Annotated in this window: 12 protein-coding genes and 1 other annotated feature (1 of these 13 running past the window's edge); of the genes, 10 read left to right on the top strand and 2 right to left on the bottom strand. The window is 39.9% G+C overall.

Going from position 1 to position 15516, the window contains the following annotated elements:
• Positions 1-77, top strand: a binding site (T-box leader); it begins 255 nt to the left of the window's first position.
• Between the two features lie 328 nt (positions 78-405).
• Positions 406-2166 (top strand): aromatic amino acid hydroxylase, encoded by a 1761-nt coding sequence (locus tag ACIQCO_RS06050; protein ID WP_400426759.1) that lies wholly within the window; start codon positions 406-408, stop codon positions 2164-2166.
• Positions 2160-2477 carry a 4a-hydroxytetrahydrobiopterin dehydratase gene (locus tag ACIQCO_RS06045; RefSeq protein ID WP_400426758.1) on the top strand — a complete coding sequence of 106 codons (318 nt, stop codon included), beginning with the start codon at positions 2160-2162 and terminating at the stop codon, positions 2475-2477. The genes ACIQCO_RS06050 and ACIQCO_RS06045 overlap by 7 nt, the downstream gene beginning before the upstream one ends.
• A 318-nt stretch (positions 2478-2795) precedes the next feature.
• Here ACIQCO_RS06045 and ACIQCO_RS06040 read toward each other — a convergent pair whose 3' ends face one another.
• On the bottom strand, positions 2796-3284 hold the full coding sequence (locus ACIQCO_RS06040; protein WP_400426757.1) for a DinB family protein: 489 nt from the start codon (positions 3282-3284) through the stop codon (positions 2796-2798).
• A gap of 191 nt (positions 3285-3475) precedes the next feature.
• Between ACIQCO_RS06040 and ACIQCO_RS06035 the strand changes: the two genes are divergently transcribed.
• Complete coding sequence (locus ACIQCO_RS06035) at positions 3476-4189, top strand: YwaF family protein (RefSeq protein ID WP_400426755.1); 714 nt, start codon at positions 3476-3478, stop codon at positions 4187-4189.
• A 97-nt stretch (positions 4190-4286) separates the two neighbouring features.
• Here the strand turns inward: ACIQCO_RS06035 and ACIQCO_RS06030 are convergent, their stop codons facing one another.
• A complete protein-coding gene (locus tag ACIQCO_RS06030; protein WP_400426754.1) occupies positions 4287-6503 on the bottom strand; it encodes a glycerophosphodiester phosphodiesterase family protein in 2217 nt (738 codons plus the stop codon).
• A gap of 467 nt (positions 6504-6970) precedes the next feature.
• Between ACIQCO_RS06030 and ACIQCO_RS06025 the strand changes: the two genes are divergently transcribed.
• From ACIQCO_RS06025 to ACIQCO_RS05995, 7 genes are all read left to right on the top strand, one after another.
• Positions 6971-8104 carry an MGDG synthase family glycosyltransferase gene (locus ACIQCO_RS06025; protein WP_400426753.1) on the top strand — a complete coding sequence of 378 codons (1134 nt, stop codon included), beginning with the start codon at positions 6971-6973 and terminating at the stop codon, positions 8102-8104.
• 81 nt (positions 8105-8185) lie between these two features.
• Entirely contained in the window at positions 8186-9589 is a 1404-nt protein-coding gene (locus ACIQCO_RS06020) for an MFS transporter (RefSeq protein ID WP_400426752.1), read from the top strand.
• Positions 9590-9690: 101 nt separating this feature from the next.
• A complete protein-coding gene (gene ltaS / locus ACIQCO_RS06015) occupies positions 9691-11622 on the top strand; it encodes a lipoteichoic acid synthase (protein WP_400426750.1) in 1932 nt (643 codons plus the stop codon).
• A gap of 256 nt (positions 11623-11878) precedes the next feature.
• A complete protein-coding gene (locus ACIQCO_RS06010) occupies positions 11879-12817 on the top strand; it encodes a metal ABC transporter solute-binding protein, Zn/Mn family (protein ID WP_400426749.1) in 939 nt (312 codons plus the stop codon).
• Between the two features lie 16 nt (positions 12818-12833).
• The gene (locus tag ACIQCO_RS06005) at positions 12834-13592 is read left to right on the top strand and encodes a metal ABC transporter ATP-binding protein (RefSeq protein ID WP_400426748.1); all 759 of its coding nucleotides are present in this window, start codon (positions 12834-12836) and stop codon (positions 13590-13592) included.
• 4 nt (positions 13593-13596) lie between these two features.
• Complete coding sequence (locus ACIQCO_RS06000; RefSeq protein ID WP_400426747.1) at positions 13597-14520, top strand: metal ABC transporter permease; 924 nt, start codon at positions 13597-13599, stop codon at positions 14518-14520.
• A complete protein-coding gene (locus ACIQCO_RS05995; RefSeq protein WP_400426746.1) occupies positions 14517-15395 on the top strand; it encodes a metal ABC transporter permease in 879 nt (292 codons plus the stop codon). Before ACIQCO_RS06000 ends, ACIQCO_RS05995 begins: the two co-directional genes overlap by 4 nt.
• Positions 15396-15516: the final 121 nt, after the last annotated feature.

Genomic DNA, 15516 nt, shown 5'->3' with positions numbered 1-15516 from the left:
CAAAGTCGTTATTAGAATAAAGTGGTGAGCATATGCTCGCAACTAGGGTGGTACCGCGAAGTTTTTTCGTCCCTACTGGTTTATTCCAGTAGGGACTTTTTTTATGGTCTAGGAAATTATTGATTCATTTATGTGTGGATTACTTTGACCTAGTTTTTTGAATCCAGCTCCAGCGCCCTAGCGGCTAGTGTCCTTCGCTCTCCGCCCTGCGATAAGTCAACATCGGGCAGCGAAGCTCACCGTGTTTCCTTTATCTCAGTTGGAGCGCTCCAGGCCATACGCCGCTGAACAGGGCGCTTGCGCTTTTTGTTCTGGAAGGAGGAACAAAGATGAAATGCAGAATTCGTTTACCCTGTTAAAAGAATTCACAACAACATTGAAAAGATAGAAAGGATGTAATCTAGTATGAACCAACAATCAAAATCCACAAAACAGATTCCAGCTCATTTGAGACAATTTGTCTCCGAGCAGCACTACGAAGAGTACACACCCATTGATCATGCGGTTTGGCGATATGTGATGAGACAAAATCATCATGCCCTAAAGGATACGGCACATCCGGCATATATGGAAGGTCTCCGCGCATCAGGGATTGACACAGAGGCTATTCCGAATGTATCAGACATGAACGAGCATCTTTCAAAAATTGGCTGGGGCGCTGCGATTGTAGATGGATTAATTCCAGGTGTTGCATTTTATGATTTTCAAGCGCATGGTATTTTGCCAATTGCCGTGGCTATTCGAAAAGTAGAAAACATCGAATATACACCGGCACCGGATATTATCCACGAATCCGTCGGTCATGCCCCAATATTATTTGATTCTAAATATGCTTCATACGTCAAACGATTTGGAAAAATTGGTGCCAAAGCATTTGCGACAAAAGAAAAACATGAAGTATTTGAGGCGGTAAGAAATCTTTCGATTGTCATGGAAGATCGCCATTCCACACCGCAACAAATTGAAGAAGCAAAACGATTGCTAAGCGAAAGGAAAAAAGTGGTGAAAGGGATGTCAGAAGCAGATCAAATCTCTCGGATTTTCTGGTGGACAGTGGAGTACGGCTTAATTGGAACGTTGGAAAACCCGCAAATATACGGTGCTGGACTTTTATCGTCTGTCGGAGAAAGCAAGCATTGCCTGTCTGATAAGGTAGTAAAACTTCCTTTTTCTATTGAGTCCTGTATTCAGACCAGCTACGATGTAACGACGATGCAGCCTCAATTATTTGTTTGCGAGAGTTTTGATCAATTGACAGAGGCTATCGAAGAGTTTGCCAATTCAATGGCCTTTCGAAAAGGTGGAACGGAGAGCTTAGATAAAGCGCTCCAATCAGGTAATACGTCGACATTTGTCCTGAACTCCGGATTACAAATTACAGGTACGATCGAAAAGATGCTAAAAGATCCAGATGGAGAAGCCATTTACGTGAAAACAGCAGGACCTACAGCTTTGGCTATTAATGATAAGGAACTTCCAGGACATTCGAAAACTACTCATTACAGCGGTTTTGGCACTCCAATTGGTTTATTAGAAGAGGACATCTCCCTTGAAGAATGTACCGAAGAAGACCTGCAGACCTTAGGAATTGAAAAAGGTCGTAAATCGACTTTGGCTTTTAAGAGCGGCATGCAAGTAACGGGTAGGGTCTCTACTATAATCCGAAACAACAACAAACTAAATCTCATTTCCTTCGAAAGCTGCAAAGTCACATTAGGGGATCAAGTGTTATTTGAGGAAAAGTGGGGAACGTTCGACATGGCGGTAGGATCAGCCGTTACTTCTGCATTTCCAGGCGCTGCCGATGCAGAAGCATTCTTCGGTGTAGAAGAAATACCTAAAAAGGCTGCAACAGAACCAAGACAGTTAACAGAACTAGAAAATCTGTACCAAACAATCAGAGAAATTCGTGAAAAAGAGTCACTGGATGAAAATAGTATGGTGACTGTTCAAAACGTTCTTCAAGTGTTGAGAAGCACTTATCCAAAAGAATGGCTGCTTCGCTTGGAAATTCTGGAATTGTTCTGTGAGCATTGTGTGCAAACAATGGAAACAGAACAGGTCCATCAAGAATTGCTTCGTCTCAGCACAACAAAAGAACTTCAACGTCTTATCAAAAATGGATTATCGTTACTTCCGATTCAAGAGGAAAGTCAAAGATGTTAACAGCATTGACTCCTTTAGAACTTCAATTGGAAGGTAAAAAACTTCAAAACTGGAAGATAAAAAACGATAAATGGATCGAAAGGAAATATATGTTTAAAGATTACCTGCAAGGAATACAGTTTGTTTTAGAAATCGGCCAAATTGCTGAAGCAAACAAACATCATCCATTTATCAACGTTCAATATAAAGCTGTTATTGTCTCGCTAAGCTCCTGGGCTGAAAAAGGTGTAACAGCTTTAGATGTTGATCTAGCAGTCGAATTCGAAAAAGCGTATGAACATGTAAATCATACTATTTCATCCATAAGGTGATTAGTATATCGGAAAAATGATTTTATGTACAGATGAATTAAAGAAGCAAGGGGACGTTTCTCTTGCTTCTTTTCGCTTTTCCGAGCCTGTCACGACCTGATGAAAAGATTCCATACAATTGTAGGGAATAAATTTAATAAACCTAGTCGAAAAGCAGAGGCAACGACTTGCGTCCGATTTTTCGCTTTAGGTAGGTGTTCCCGACAAATAGGTTAAGTCTTGGATAATATTGCTCTAAACTAAAAAAAACCTGCCAACTGATCTTGACAGGTTTTCATTTGGCGAAGGGACAAGGTTTCTTTCCCTTGTCCCACCCAATTAAACAAGGTCTGTATTAGGAGGGCTGTAGCCCAAGTGCCTTGCCATCGTAACAATTTGTCCTTTATGATGAAATTCATGTGTTTCGGTATGGGTTAAAAGCCATAGCGGAGTTGTACCCCATGGTTCATCTTGCCACTTCACTTCATTGGCTATATTTTCGAACCAGCGCGAATGAAATTCAGCCAAAAACTTGTCAACTGCCTCGTCTGCTAAAGCAAATCTATCGCGAACTTTTTGGATATCGGCATGCTCAATTTCATTCTCAGTTGTGAAAGAAAAGTCGGCACGCTTCTGTTTAAATGCAAAGGACCCGAGCCAGTATCGATAACAGTCTGCGACGTGAAAATGTGTCCGTATAATACTGCCGCTTCCGAAATTAGGAACTCTCGTATGCAGCTCTTGCAATGGAATCTCTTCTAAAAAAGAAAATAATGCTTTTCTAGTCTCCTTAATGAAACGATATTGTTGCTTTAAAACATCTAACAATCCTCTAAAACCTCCTCAAATATAAACATATTTTCTTCTATCTCTTAATTCGATGTAATCCTAGGAATTCCTTTATAATTTCTGGGGGTACTCCAATCCTTATGTCCAGCAGATCGGTATATTCTTGGTTAAATTTGCCCTAAACTAAGAAATCATCAAAAATGTCAGTTCAGTTAATGGGGTAATTTAAGATGCAACCATACTTTCAATTTCATTCAAAACTTGATTCGTTTCGTCTCTTTTCAGTGGAACACCTCTTGACGATCGGGATTATTTTTATTCTATGTCTTCTCCTATTTTTTTTGAGGAATGAGCTTGAAAAGGAGGAAAAGGGAAGGGTTATTCGTTTCTTTCTTGCGGTTCTCTTAGTAGTTTCTGATGTATTGGAACATCTTTGGCTTGTGATTGAAAATGCCTGGTCTATAAGGAGAGATTTGCCGCTGCACCTAAGTGATCTGGTTGTCATACTGGCCATAGTCATGTTGCTTACGAGAAGCGAAAAACTTTTTCGATTTATGTATTTTGCGGGACTGGGCAGTTCTATTCAAGCCATCCTGACACCTGATCTTGGCAGGTTTTCGTTTCCACATTTTCAATATATCGAATTTTTTGTTTCACATGGAGGAGTCGTGCTAGCATGTTTGTTTATGGTGGCTGCCTTCCACTATCGGCCCACCTTTCGTTCCATGTGGGTGGCCATTCTACTTGTGAATCTATATGCAGTATGTGTCTTTTTCCTAAATAAGCTACTGAGCGCAAATTACCTGTATATCATGAAAAAACCAAAAAGCACCTCCCTGTTAGATTATCTCGGACCGTGGCCATGGTACCTCTTTTCAATGGAACTAGTGTTGGTCCTGAGCTTTTTCATACTCTACCTTTCATTTTGGAACAAAAGGAAATAGCTGAGGGTCGGGGAGTCATGTAAAACAATAACAGCACCATGTGAATTTTTCACATGGTGCCTGACACCCTATAATGCTTGATAAAATTAGGGAGCTCCTACTCTTCAAGTTGGAAAGCATGGCTGAAATGAATTTTTCCATTCTCATCGCGGATTTCCACTGTAGCTTGCTTATTTGCCGGATCTACCTGGAACACACCGAAGTTGAAAAAATCACCCTCCGCATACATGCTCTCTGGGCCAAAGGTGGGATCCAATGTACCAGGGTTTATTTTTACTGCCCCAATCGGACCGCTGATCAGCTCGTGATAATCGGTTTTGCCGTCTTGATTGGCATCATATTTGATGACTTGGGCAAAATGGACATCGGTCGTGACGAAAAATACGTTCTTAATTCCTTTTTCCACGATAAAATCAGAGATTTTTTTGAACTCGTTCTCATACCCGGTAGGATCATTTGGGTTAACTTGATTTCCATTTGCCCATCCATCCCTGGCATTTGCTTTTCCGGTTGGAACAGAGATTGGGACAGAAGTAGCTACAAGTTTAACCTTAGCATCTGACTCGAGAAGCTGCTGCTCAAGCCATTTCAACTGTTCTTCGCCGAGCATTGTTTTATCCGGACCATCCGCTTTGGTGTTCGAATCACGGTAACCCCGGTTGTTAAGGATCATCATATCAACGGTATTACCCCAAGAATATTTGTTGTAAAGCTTGTCCGCTGAACTGCGTTCTCCCGAAATTGGCCAATAATCCTTGAATGCACGTAAACCGGTCGGAGTTAACGATTCAGATGGGCCTGAAAAGTCATTGGTTACTTCATGGTCATCCCAGATAGAAAAGGTAGCAGTTTTTTGTAAAAGACTGCGTAATCCCGCATCTGTTCGGTTCTCCTTATATTTTGCCCAAAAATCCTGTACGGTTTCGGATGGAGGATTAGGAACAGCCGGTGTCTTATTATCAGCATAAATGGTATCCCCGCTGAACAGGAAGAAATCCGGATTTAAGGCTGACATTGCCTGAAAAGTTTTATATGGTGGAATCTCTCCCTGACCGCCAGTATCTCCGCCCCAAACCATTGTCATTGGTTTTAGACTGTTTTGTTCTGGCGCTGTTTTGAATGAACCGTTCACGGTATATTTGCTTGAAACAGTATGTGCGCGATAATAATAGGCAGTATCAGGCTTTAATCCGTTGACAGGTACGTTTACTGTAAAATCATGCTTTGCATCTGCATGACTGGTTTTGACGATGGAACGGTGTTTAAAGCTGGGGTCCGATGAAACCTCAAATTGAATATTGGCAGGTCCGTTTGCACGTGCCCATAATACGGCTGAAGAATCGGTTACATCCCCGCTCGCTACACCATGTGAAATAAACGGCTTATTTAGTAAATCCGCTAATAGGTCAGGGTTATTTGTGAATTCTCCATCAACACCAAGTGAAAGAAGGGCTGCCAAATCGTCCTGTGAATTGACCGTCCATGGATGGACAAGAAGTTGATTCTGATGTGCGGCTTCCATAAATGCTGGAACAACAAGTTCTTTACTAGGGCCTACTCCGGCTGCGTATTCAGAGATGCGCTTGAATTCCTGATAGACATCCTTCCCTTTCAGCATAGCGGCCGTGTAAAGTTGAATTAGCTTTACGTTTGGCGCCATGGTTTTCAATTTGCGAAGGCTTTCCTCACTGAATGATTCGAGAATAAGATGATTGTCATTCAGCACATTCGTTTTTTTCAAGATTTCAATCAACTTTTCTTCCATTCCAGGGTAGACATTTGGTGCTTTTGTTTCCATATAAAGGCCAACTTTTCCATTTCCTTTTTGTTTAACAAATTTAATCGCTTCTTCAAGTGTTGGTACAGGCTGTCCGACATATTCTTTTTTCGCCAGGTTCGGAAATTTTGCATTAAACCATGAACCTGCATCGAGACGTTTAATTTCATCCAGTGTAAAATCTTTCACTCGCCATGGTGCCCGGTCTGGATATAGTTCCATTGCATTTGTCGTTCTTTCAAGCGTTTCATCGTGCAAGGCAATCAAGTGGCCATCCTTCGTCATTTGTAAATCGAATTCCACATAATCTGCTTTCATTTGCATTGCCTGCTTATAGGCTGCCAGAGTATGCTCCGGCCCGTATGCAGATGCACCGCGATGGGCAATGACTGCAACATCAGACGTAATAGGACGTAAGGTAGATTGCCCATTGTCAGTAACTATCCTCTTTTCTGGAGCAGCTAAAACGGCCCAAGGTTCAGTGGTAGTTACAGCAATGGATAGACAAGCAAGACCAGCAATCAAACTCTTTTTCATTTTCAATCATCTCCTATATGGTTTGTGTCTGTCACAAATAAAGTTATAGGAGCATTGTAAAGATAGATTAAATAGAATATTAATATTTGGTAAAATCAGAAAAAATAGTAAATTATTATTATAAAATAATAGGCTGATAGTAGTTTTTGTGTGATAAATTACCTAATCACAATGAAGGAAGGACGGTTCTTCTTTTGCTTTTGGGGGATTTTAGAAGTGAGAGAAGAGAACCACCCCTCTTTTACCTTTTAAAAAAATAGTAGCTTTCTTACATGAAACCATTAATATATTATTAAGAAATTATTAATAAGGGAAGAATTAACAAGGAAAGTGGTACAATGGTATCAGGGTACCTGTCACGTTTAGAAATGAGTAGATGGTCTAAGAACGGTGTGTGTGCGTATCCCCAGCTAATTTTTTTACATCAGTTTGATAAGGATTAACAATGTTAAGAAAGGGTCTTTTATATGACTAAAAAAATATTAATTATTTCTTCTGATAACACCGGACATGGCCATAAAAGCATCACAGAATCCTTGTGTGAAAAGATTGGGATGGATCATGAAATTAACGTGCATGTAGTAGATGGCTTTTCGTTGGGTGGGCACTCACTATTAAGTATCGGCAAAACCTACGGACCGATCACGAGAAGGTCAGAAAATTTATGGGAGAAGGTATTTAACTATTCAGCTGATAACCCAGAATTAATTGACAAATTTATCGAAATGCTTATAAGAAAAAATTTCCTGAAATTACTTGATGAAGAAAAACCCGATTTGATTTTATCTGTTCATCCAAATTTTAATGGTTCCGTTTTGAATATTTTGGAAAAGGAATTTATAAAAATTCCATTTATTACGCTTATTGCCGACCTTGTGAACATATCGCCACTTTGGGCGGATAAGAGAGCTGATTATATTATAAGCCCCACAATTGAAGCGCGTGATAAGTGTATCGAGTATGGGGTACCAGCTGAGAATATAAAAGTTACAGGATTCCCCGTTCGCTCGAGATTTTTTAGAAATAGCACAAATAAAAAAGTGAATTATCGTGTTGGTACACCATTAAACTTCTTAATCATGAGCGGTGGTGAGGGTGTAGGGAATATGAAGAGTATTGCTGAGATTCTGTTTGAACAATTTGATTGTACCGTGAAAATTGTGGCCGGTAGAAATGCAAAGTTAAAGGCAGAGTTAGAGCAATCGCTTAAGAGCAAGTATGGAAATAAAGTGGACATTTACGGTTTTACTAAAGATATTCAAGATCTCATGTTTCAGGCAGATATCGCTTTTACAAGAGGAAGTCCAAATGTTATGTTTGAGGCGTTCGCTTCCAATACTCCGATTATGATCACAGGTGCATTACCTGGTCAAGAACAAGACAATCCAACCTTTGCTGAAAAATTAAATTTGGGTGTGATCTGTAAAGATCCAAGCCAGATTGAAGCTAAAATCAACCAATTACTTGAAAATGATGCTGAAAAGCTGAATCATATTATCCATTGCCAAAGAAAGTTTATCAACTCTCAAGCTGCAGAAGAAATCATCCAATTTATGTTAGAAGTGGAAAATCGTTTTGAGTGGAAGCTGCAGCTTGCTTAATCCGTATAAAAATGTACTTATTATAACTAAATGTTAAAATAGTACCAGTTCATCTTACTAGATAAAGGTGTGTTCTTTTTTTTGAAAAGTACGAATCCTCAAATGGTATTCACCATATTTGTATTTATTGCCTTGGCTGCATTTGATAATATCATCGTCGGTTTATTTCCGCCATTATTTCAGTATATTGCTGACGATCTGCATGTGAAAATTGCTAAATTGGGGACGATTTCAGCTGTGAATATCCTAGTTACAGCTGTTTCTTCCGTTTTTTGGGGATATCTATCAGGAAAATTCAAACGTAAAAAATTGATTATCATCGGAACGTTGATTTGGGTTGTCTCCGTATTTTTGACCTCGATTAGCCAGAGTTATGTAGAGCTTCTCTTTTATCAAATTTTAACCGGAGTAGGTTTAGGATGTATTGCCTCTATTGGCTTTAGTGTATTAACTGATTCTATTCCATATGAGAAACGCGGGATGATTTTGAGCCTTTGGGGCATGGCCCAAGGCTTAGGAGGAATTGGAGGAGCTCTTTTGGCATCTTTAACTGCAACCCACACAAGTTGGAGATGGCCTTTTGAAATCGTCGGTTTTGTAGGCTTTTTTCTGATTATTTTATACCTTTTTGTAAAAGAACCTGAAAGGGGAGGAGCAGATCCTGAACTGAAAGGTCTCATGGAAAATAATCAGTCCTATCATTACGTTATCGAAGCAAAGCAAATTGTACCGATTTTATTAAAAGGAAGTAATGTGTATCTTTTCTTGCAGGCACTTTTTATGAATATTGCAACAGGCAGTCTCATATGGCTCCCAACCTTATATATATTCAAAATTCAACAACTGGGATACAGTGTAGAGACCTCGATGATTGCTTCGGGTTACCTATATGCCATATTTCAAATTGGAGGAATGACATCGGTTTACTTTGGTCACCTTGGCGACAGATTTCAAAAGAAAACGTATAAAGGAAGGGCAATGTTAACCTCATTCTTTGTATTTCTTACGATGCCCCTATACATACTAATGTTTATGATTCCTATGAACAATCTGGTTCTCCCACATGACAATAATGCTTTAAGTATTTTCGTTAGTTTAATGGGTCAGCTATTCACGAACCCATGGATGGCTTTATTGTTTGTTTTGTCTTTTTTTGCTTCGGCTGCACAATCTGCAAACACACCAAACTGGCTCGCACTTATTACCGATGTGAATTTACCAGAGCATCGTGGGACAGCTTTTAGCATCGCCAATCTTTTCAATAGTTTAGGCAGAACAATTGGAAACGTAGGAGTCGGTTTAGTGCTCGGCATGATTTCGACTCGCTATCATGGACCAACTTCTTATATAATAACCTTATCGGTCCTTCAAATTTTTCTTATTCCTTCAGCCATTTGTTATCTTTTAATGGCCAAAAAAAATATGTTTGATATACAGAAGGTGAAAAAAACACTGAAGCTACGATCAGAGCCGGATAAGGGCTAAGAGTATTCGTGGAGTGGGGAACACATTTCTTTAATGATGGTACAAATTGTATAATGAAAATAGAAAAATAGTATATTACCTGGTTGGTGGAGGGAAGAAACGTGAATAACCTATTACAAAAGGGTCAAAGTATGTTTACGAGATATTTTGCCTTTTTCTATATGGCTGTATTCCTTATTTGGATGAAGACATACATAGCCCAAATAACGCAGTTTAGATTAGGGGTGGAAGGACCATTTCAGCACTTTCTATTATTTATCAATCCTTTGGGATCGTCCATTCTTTTTTTAGGACTTGCTCTCTTTTTTAAAGGACGAAAAAAGTATAGTTGGCTAATGGTCATTTATTTCTTTTTATCTGTTCTTTTGTATAGTAATATTTTGTATTATCGCTTTTTTAATGACTTCATTACGTTACCGACGCTAACTCAAACAAAAAATGCTGGCGAAATTGGCGGCAGTGTCGTTTCCTTATTAAAACCTTATGACTTTTTATTCTTCATTGATTTCTTTCTGTTGCTGGCATTACTAGCATCTCGCTTTATAACAATCGAAGTTAGAGATGTGCATCGTCGAAAGGTAGGTGCGCTATTTTCACTTTCATTGGCGATTTCTTGTGCCAATTTAGGTTTAGCGGAAATCGATCGACCTGAATTATTAACAAGAGGATTTGATCGGAATTATATTGTCAAATATTTAGGGTTGTACAATTACACCATTTATGATGCAGTTCAAAGTACGCAAGCATCAGCACAAAGGGTAATGGCAAATAGCGACGATATTACAGAAATCAATAATTATACGAAATCAAATTATGCTAAACCAAATCCTGATTACTTTGGTCTCGGAAAGGGAATGAACGTCGTTTATTTCCATCTTGAGTCGTTCCAAAACTTCCTTATTGATTACAAATTACATGGAGAAGAAGTAACTCCATTTCTAAATTCAATGACGAAGGATAAAAATACCGTTTATTTTGATAATTTCTTCCATCAGACGGCACATGGGAAAACGTCTGATGCTGAATTTATGTTGGAAAATTCATTATATGGATTACCCCAAGGTTCTGCTTTTATGACAAAAAGTTTAAACACGTACCAAGCGGCTCCTGCCATTTTAGGAAGCCATGGCTATACATCTGCAGTCTTCCATGGGAATTCCGGGAGTTTCTGGAATCGCGATGAAATTTATAAATCGTTTGGATATGATAAGTTCTTTGATTCAAGTTACTATCAAATGGATCCTGAGGACCTGGCACAATATGGGCTTATGGATAAGCCGTTTTTAAAGGAATCGATGCCGCTTTTAGAATCATTGCCTCAGCCATTTTATACCAAGTTTATAACAGTTACGAATCATTTTCCGTTCCCAATTGATAAAAGAGATGTGTCGATTGCTCCACATACCACTGGTGTCTCATCTGTCGACTCGTACTTTCAGACTGCCCGCTATGCCGACGAAGCGTTAAAGCAGTTTTTTGCATCATTGGAGAAAGCTGGATTATTAGATCATACGATTATTATTATGTACGGTGACCATTATGGAATTTCAAAAGATAATAATAAGCAAATGGAGCAAGTTCTAGGGAAAGAAATTACCCCTTTTGAAAGCACTGGCTTGCAGCGAGTACCGTTATTTATTCGCGTGCCAGGATTAGCTGGCGGCGTGAACCATGAATACGGCGGGCAAATTGATCTTCTTCCAACACTGCTTCACTTGTTAGGAATTGATACGAAAGAGTATGTCCAATTTGGTACAGACTTGTTTTCTAAACAGCATGATGATCTTATTCCTTTCCGAAATGGTGATTTTGTCAGTTCAACCATCACATCCATTGATGGAAAATTCTATGATTCAACGACGGGAATGGAATTAGGAATTGACAAGTTAGCAAAGGCTGAGAAAGTTCGGAATATGGCCGAGGAAAAATTATCGTTATCAGATCGAGTAGTAAATGGAGATTTATTACGTTTCTACAATCCAGAAGGTTTTGTTTCAGTCGATCGTTCTAAATACAACTATCATCAGAAATAAAGAAGCAAGAGGACCTTTCCTCTTGCTTCTTTTCATTTCTGTTCCATTGATCGAAGGGGGACTGGTGGATTCAACGCGCTGGCACAGGGTGCTTGCGCATTTATTAATGTCGAAATATTTTGTATGTTTTCTGTTGACCTTATCTTAAGTTTAGGTTAACATAAAAGTTGCATTAGGGAAAAATAATTTACGTAATATAAAAAAAGTGGCATGGGATAAAAGTATTGTATTAATACTAGAATTGGAGGGTTTGATTTTGATTCAGACGATAAAAAAGTGGGCGCTGATAGGGCTTGTCTTAATAGTTTCATTAGTAGGCTGTTCCGCTGCAGACGTATCAAAGGATGGGACGGAAACCGGGAAAATACGTGTAACTACAACCATTGGAATGATTAATGACATCGTAAAAAATGTCGGTGGAGAGCATGTAGAGACAACAGGGTTAATGAAATCCGGAGTAGATCCGCATCTTTATAAAGCCTCACAAGGTGACATTAAGAAGTTGGATACTGCCGATATGATTTTTTACAATGGGCTGCATTTAGAAGGGAAAATGGTGGATATTTTTGAAAAGATGGCCAAGAAAAAGCCCACCATTGCTGTCTCGAAAAATATTTCCGAAGAAAAACTTCATACGACAAAGGACGGATCCAAAAGCGTTGATCCCCACATTTGGTTTAATGTGAAGCATTGGATTTCCGCAACCGAAGCGGTCGGGGAGGAACTGTCTAAATTTGATCCTAAACACGCAGACGACTATAAACAAAACGCTGAAAAGTATATGGAGAAATTGAGAGAGCTTGATGAATACGTAACAGCACAAATTGCCACAATTCCAGAACAGACTCGCGTCTTAGTGACTGCGCATGATGCCTTCGGATATTTTGGCGAGGCATACGATATTAAAGTGATGGGATTGCAAGGCATTAGTACGGCTTCCGAATATGGCTCAAAGGATGTTAGTGAACTACGAGACTATCTAGTCAAAAATAAAATTAAAGCCGTATTTGTGGAATCAAGCGTTCCGAAAAAAGCGATCGAAGCGGTAATCGAAGGGGCAAAAGAAAAAGGACACGAAGTAACTATTGGCGGCGAGCTCTTTTCCGATGCAATGGGAGAAGAAGGAACGGAGGAAGGGACCTATATTGGTATGGTTAGACATAATGTCGATACGATTGTGAGTGCATTGAAATAAAAGGAGATGGTTATGGATGACGTTCCCTCTTACGGTAAAGAATTTAACGGTTGCCTATCAGAAAAAACCAGTATTAGAGGATATTTCGTTTCGTGTTCCAGAAGGGAAACTGATAGGAATTATTGGGCCGAACGGGGCAGGAAAATCGACGCTGATTAAAGCGATATTAGAATTAATCCCGTCCATTACTGGGAAAGTAGAAATTTTTGGCGATTCTTATAAAAATACAAGAAAACGAGTGGGCTATGTTCCACAGAGGGAATCGGTCGATTGGGATTTTCCAACGGATGCTCTGGATGTGGTAATGATGGGGAGATATGGGCATTTAGGGTGGTTTAAGCGTCCCGATAAAAAAGATAAAGAATATGCCTTGGAATGTTTAGATCAAGTTGGCATGAGTAAGTATGTCCATCGCCAAATTAGTCAGCTCTCCGGCGGACAGCAGCAGCGTGTCTTTTTAGCAAGAGCACTTGCACAGGATGCGGAACTATATTTCATGGATGAGCCGTTTGTCGGAGTGGATGCAGCGACAGAAAAAGCGATTATCGCGCTGCTAATGAAGTTAAAAAGCCAAGGAAAAACCGTTCTCGTTGTCCATCACGATTTAAATACGGTAAAAGAATACTTTGATTGGATCATGCTGTTAAATGTCAAACTAGTTGGAATCGGTCCTACGGAAGAGCTGTTTACAAGGGATTATTTACAGAAGACATATGGTGGGAGCTTAACCATGCTTGATTCGAATACCTCTCCCATCATTGTCAGTCCGAGGTGATGATATGAATTGGCTTTCGCTATTTTCAGATCCTAATACCCAATGGATATTAATGGGATCGATGCTTCTAGGACTCTCCAGCGGCGTGATTGGAAGTTTTGCCTATTTACGAAAACAATCCTTAATGGGCGATGCCTTATCCCATGCTGCTCTTCCCGGTGTGTGTCTTGCCTATATGGTTACGGGGACAAAGTCAATCTTCTTCTTTCTCATCGGTGCCATCATTGCCGGGATTTTGGCAACGGTCGCAATTGGCTATATTACGAGGAATTCGCGCATTAAACAAGACTCGGCGCTAGGGATTATATTAACCGTGTTTTTTGGGGTTGGTATTGTCCTCTTAACACAAATCCAACATAGTAATAGCGGCAATCAAAGTGGGTTAGATAAATTTCTGTTTGGCCATGCTGCCTCGATGGTTAAACTAGATGTTTACACGATTGCAGGGATTAGTGCTGTTCTTGTGGCCCTATGTTTCTTGTTTTTTAAAGAATTTAAACTCCTCTCCTTTGACTCCGGCTTTGCAAAAGGGATTGGAATGCCCACTGTATTATTAGATCAATTTATGATGCTGCTGATTGTGACCGCAGTTGTCATCGGGATTCAGGCGGTGGGTGTCGTCTTAATGGCCGCACTATTGATCACTCCGGCGGTTGCAGCCAGGTATTGGACCGAGAAGCTGCATGTAATGGTCATCCTTGCGGGATTGTTTGGAGCTTTCAGCGGCTTTGCCGGTACCGTGGTTAGTTCCATGGTGAATAATCTGCCAACAGGTCCGCTGATTGTCTTATCAGCAACAGTTCTATTTGTTATATCAGTCCTCGTTGCTCCAAATCGCGGCGTGTTAGCAAAAACTAGATTACGATTTTCCGTCAAGAATGAACATAAAACATTTACTAACCAGCAAGTAAAGGAGAAATCCTTATGAATCACTTTTGGATCATCTTAATTGGAGCACTAGTTGGGTCATCCTGCAGTATTTTAGGATGTTTTCTCGTATTAAGAAAAATGTCGATGATTGGCGATGCGATCAGCCATTCCGTCTTACCGGGGATTGTGATTGCGTTTTTAATTAGCGGCTCAAGGGAATCGCTAGTGATGATGTTTGGAGCTGCCGCCATCGGACTAGTCACCGTTTTTCTGATTCAGATGTTTCAAAACAGCGGTGTCCAGGCAGATGCATCGATTGGCGTCGTCTTTACCGCATTATTTGCGGTTGGGGTTGTGTTAATTAGTTTGTACACAAGGCAGGTAGATTTAGATCTAGACTGTGTGTTATATGGAGAAATCGCTTATGCCCCGTGGGATACGCTGCATATTGGCGAGACTAGTATCGGACCAAAAGCCGTTTGGGGCGTAGGAGCAAGCTTTCTCCTAAATATTGTCGTCATTAGCCTGTTTTATAAACAGTTTAAAATCAGCACGTTTGACCCGGCGCTTGCCGCTTCGTTAGGAATTCCGGTTGTGTTTTTCCATTATTTATTAATGAGCTTAGTTTCAATCTCAACTGTTGCTTCTTTTGAAAGCGTAGGAGCAATCTTGGTGGTAGGGATGATTATTGTTCCGGCAGCAACTGCCTATTTATTAACCGATAAATTGAGCAGGATGATTATCATTAGTATCGTCTTAAGTATTGTCAGTTCGCTGCTCGGGTATTACGTTGCTTACCTTCTAGATGCATCCATTGGTGGAACGATGGTGGCTGTGACAGGCGTACTATTTATCGTTGCGTTATTCTTCTCGCCCAAGCATGGGGTACTAATTAAAAAATGGAGCCGGAAAAAATTGCTTCAGCAAAATTAAGTTTTCACGGAGGTTAAGCCCGCTAAATTGGCTTAATCTCCTTTTTGTATGCAGAAATACCTATTTTTGGATTATTATATTTACTTTTTTGAATATTCATATTATGATAGTGGTAATTATT

It is taken from the genome of Neobacillus sp. NPDC093127 (genome assembly GCF_044754175.1).
In the GTDB taxonomy this organism is placed as follows: domain Bacteria; phylum Bacillota; class Bacilli; order Bacillales; family Cytobacillaceae; genus Neobacillus.
The sequence above is the reverse complement of the archived record's forward strand: the minus strand, read 5'-3'. Positions and strand labels throughout refer to the sequence as shown.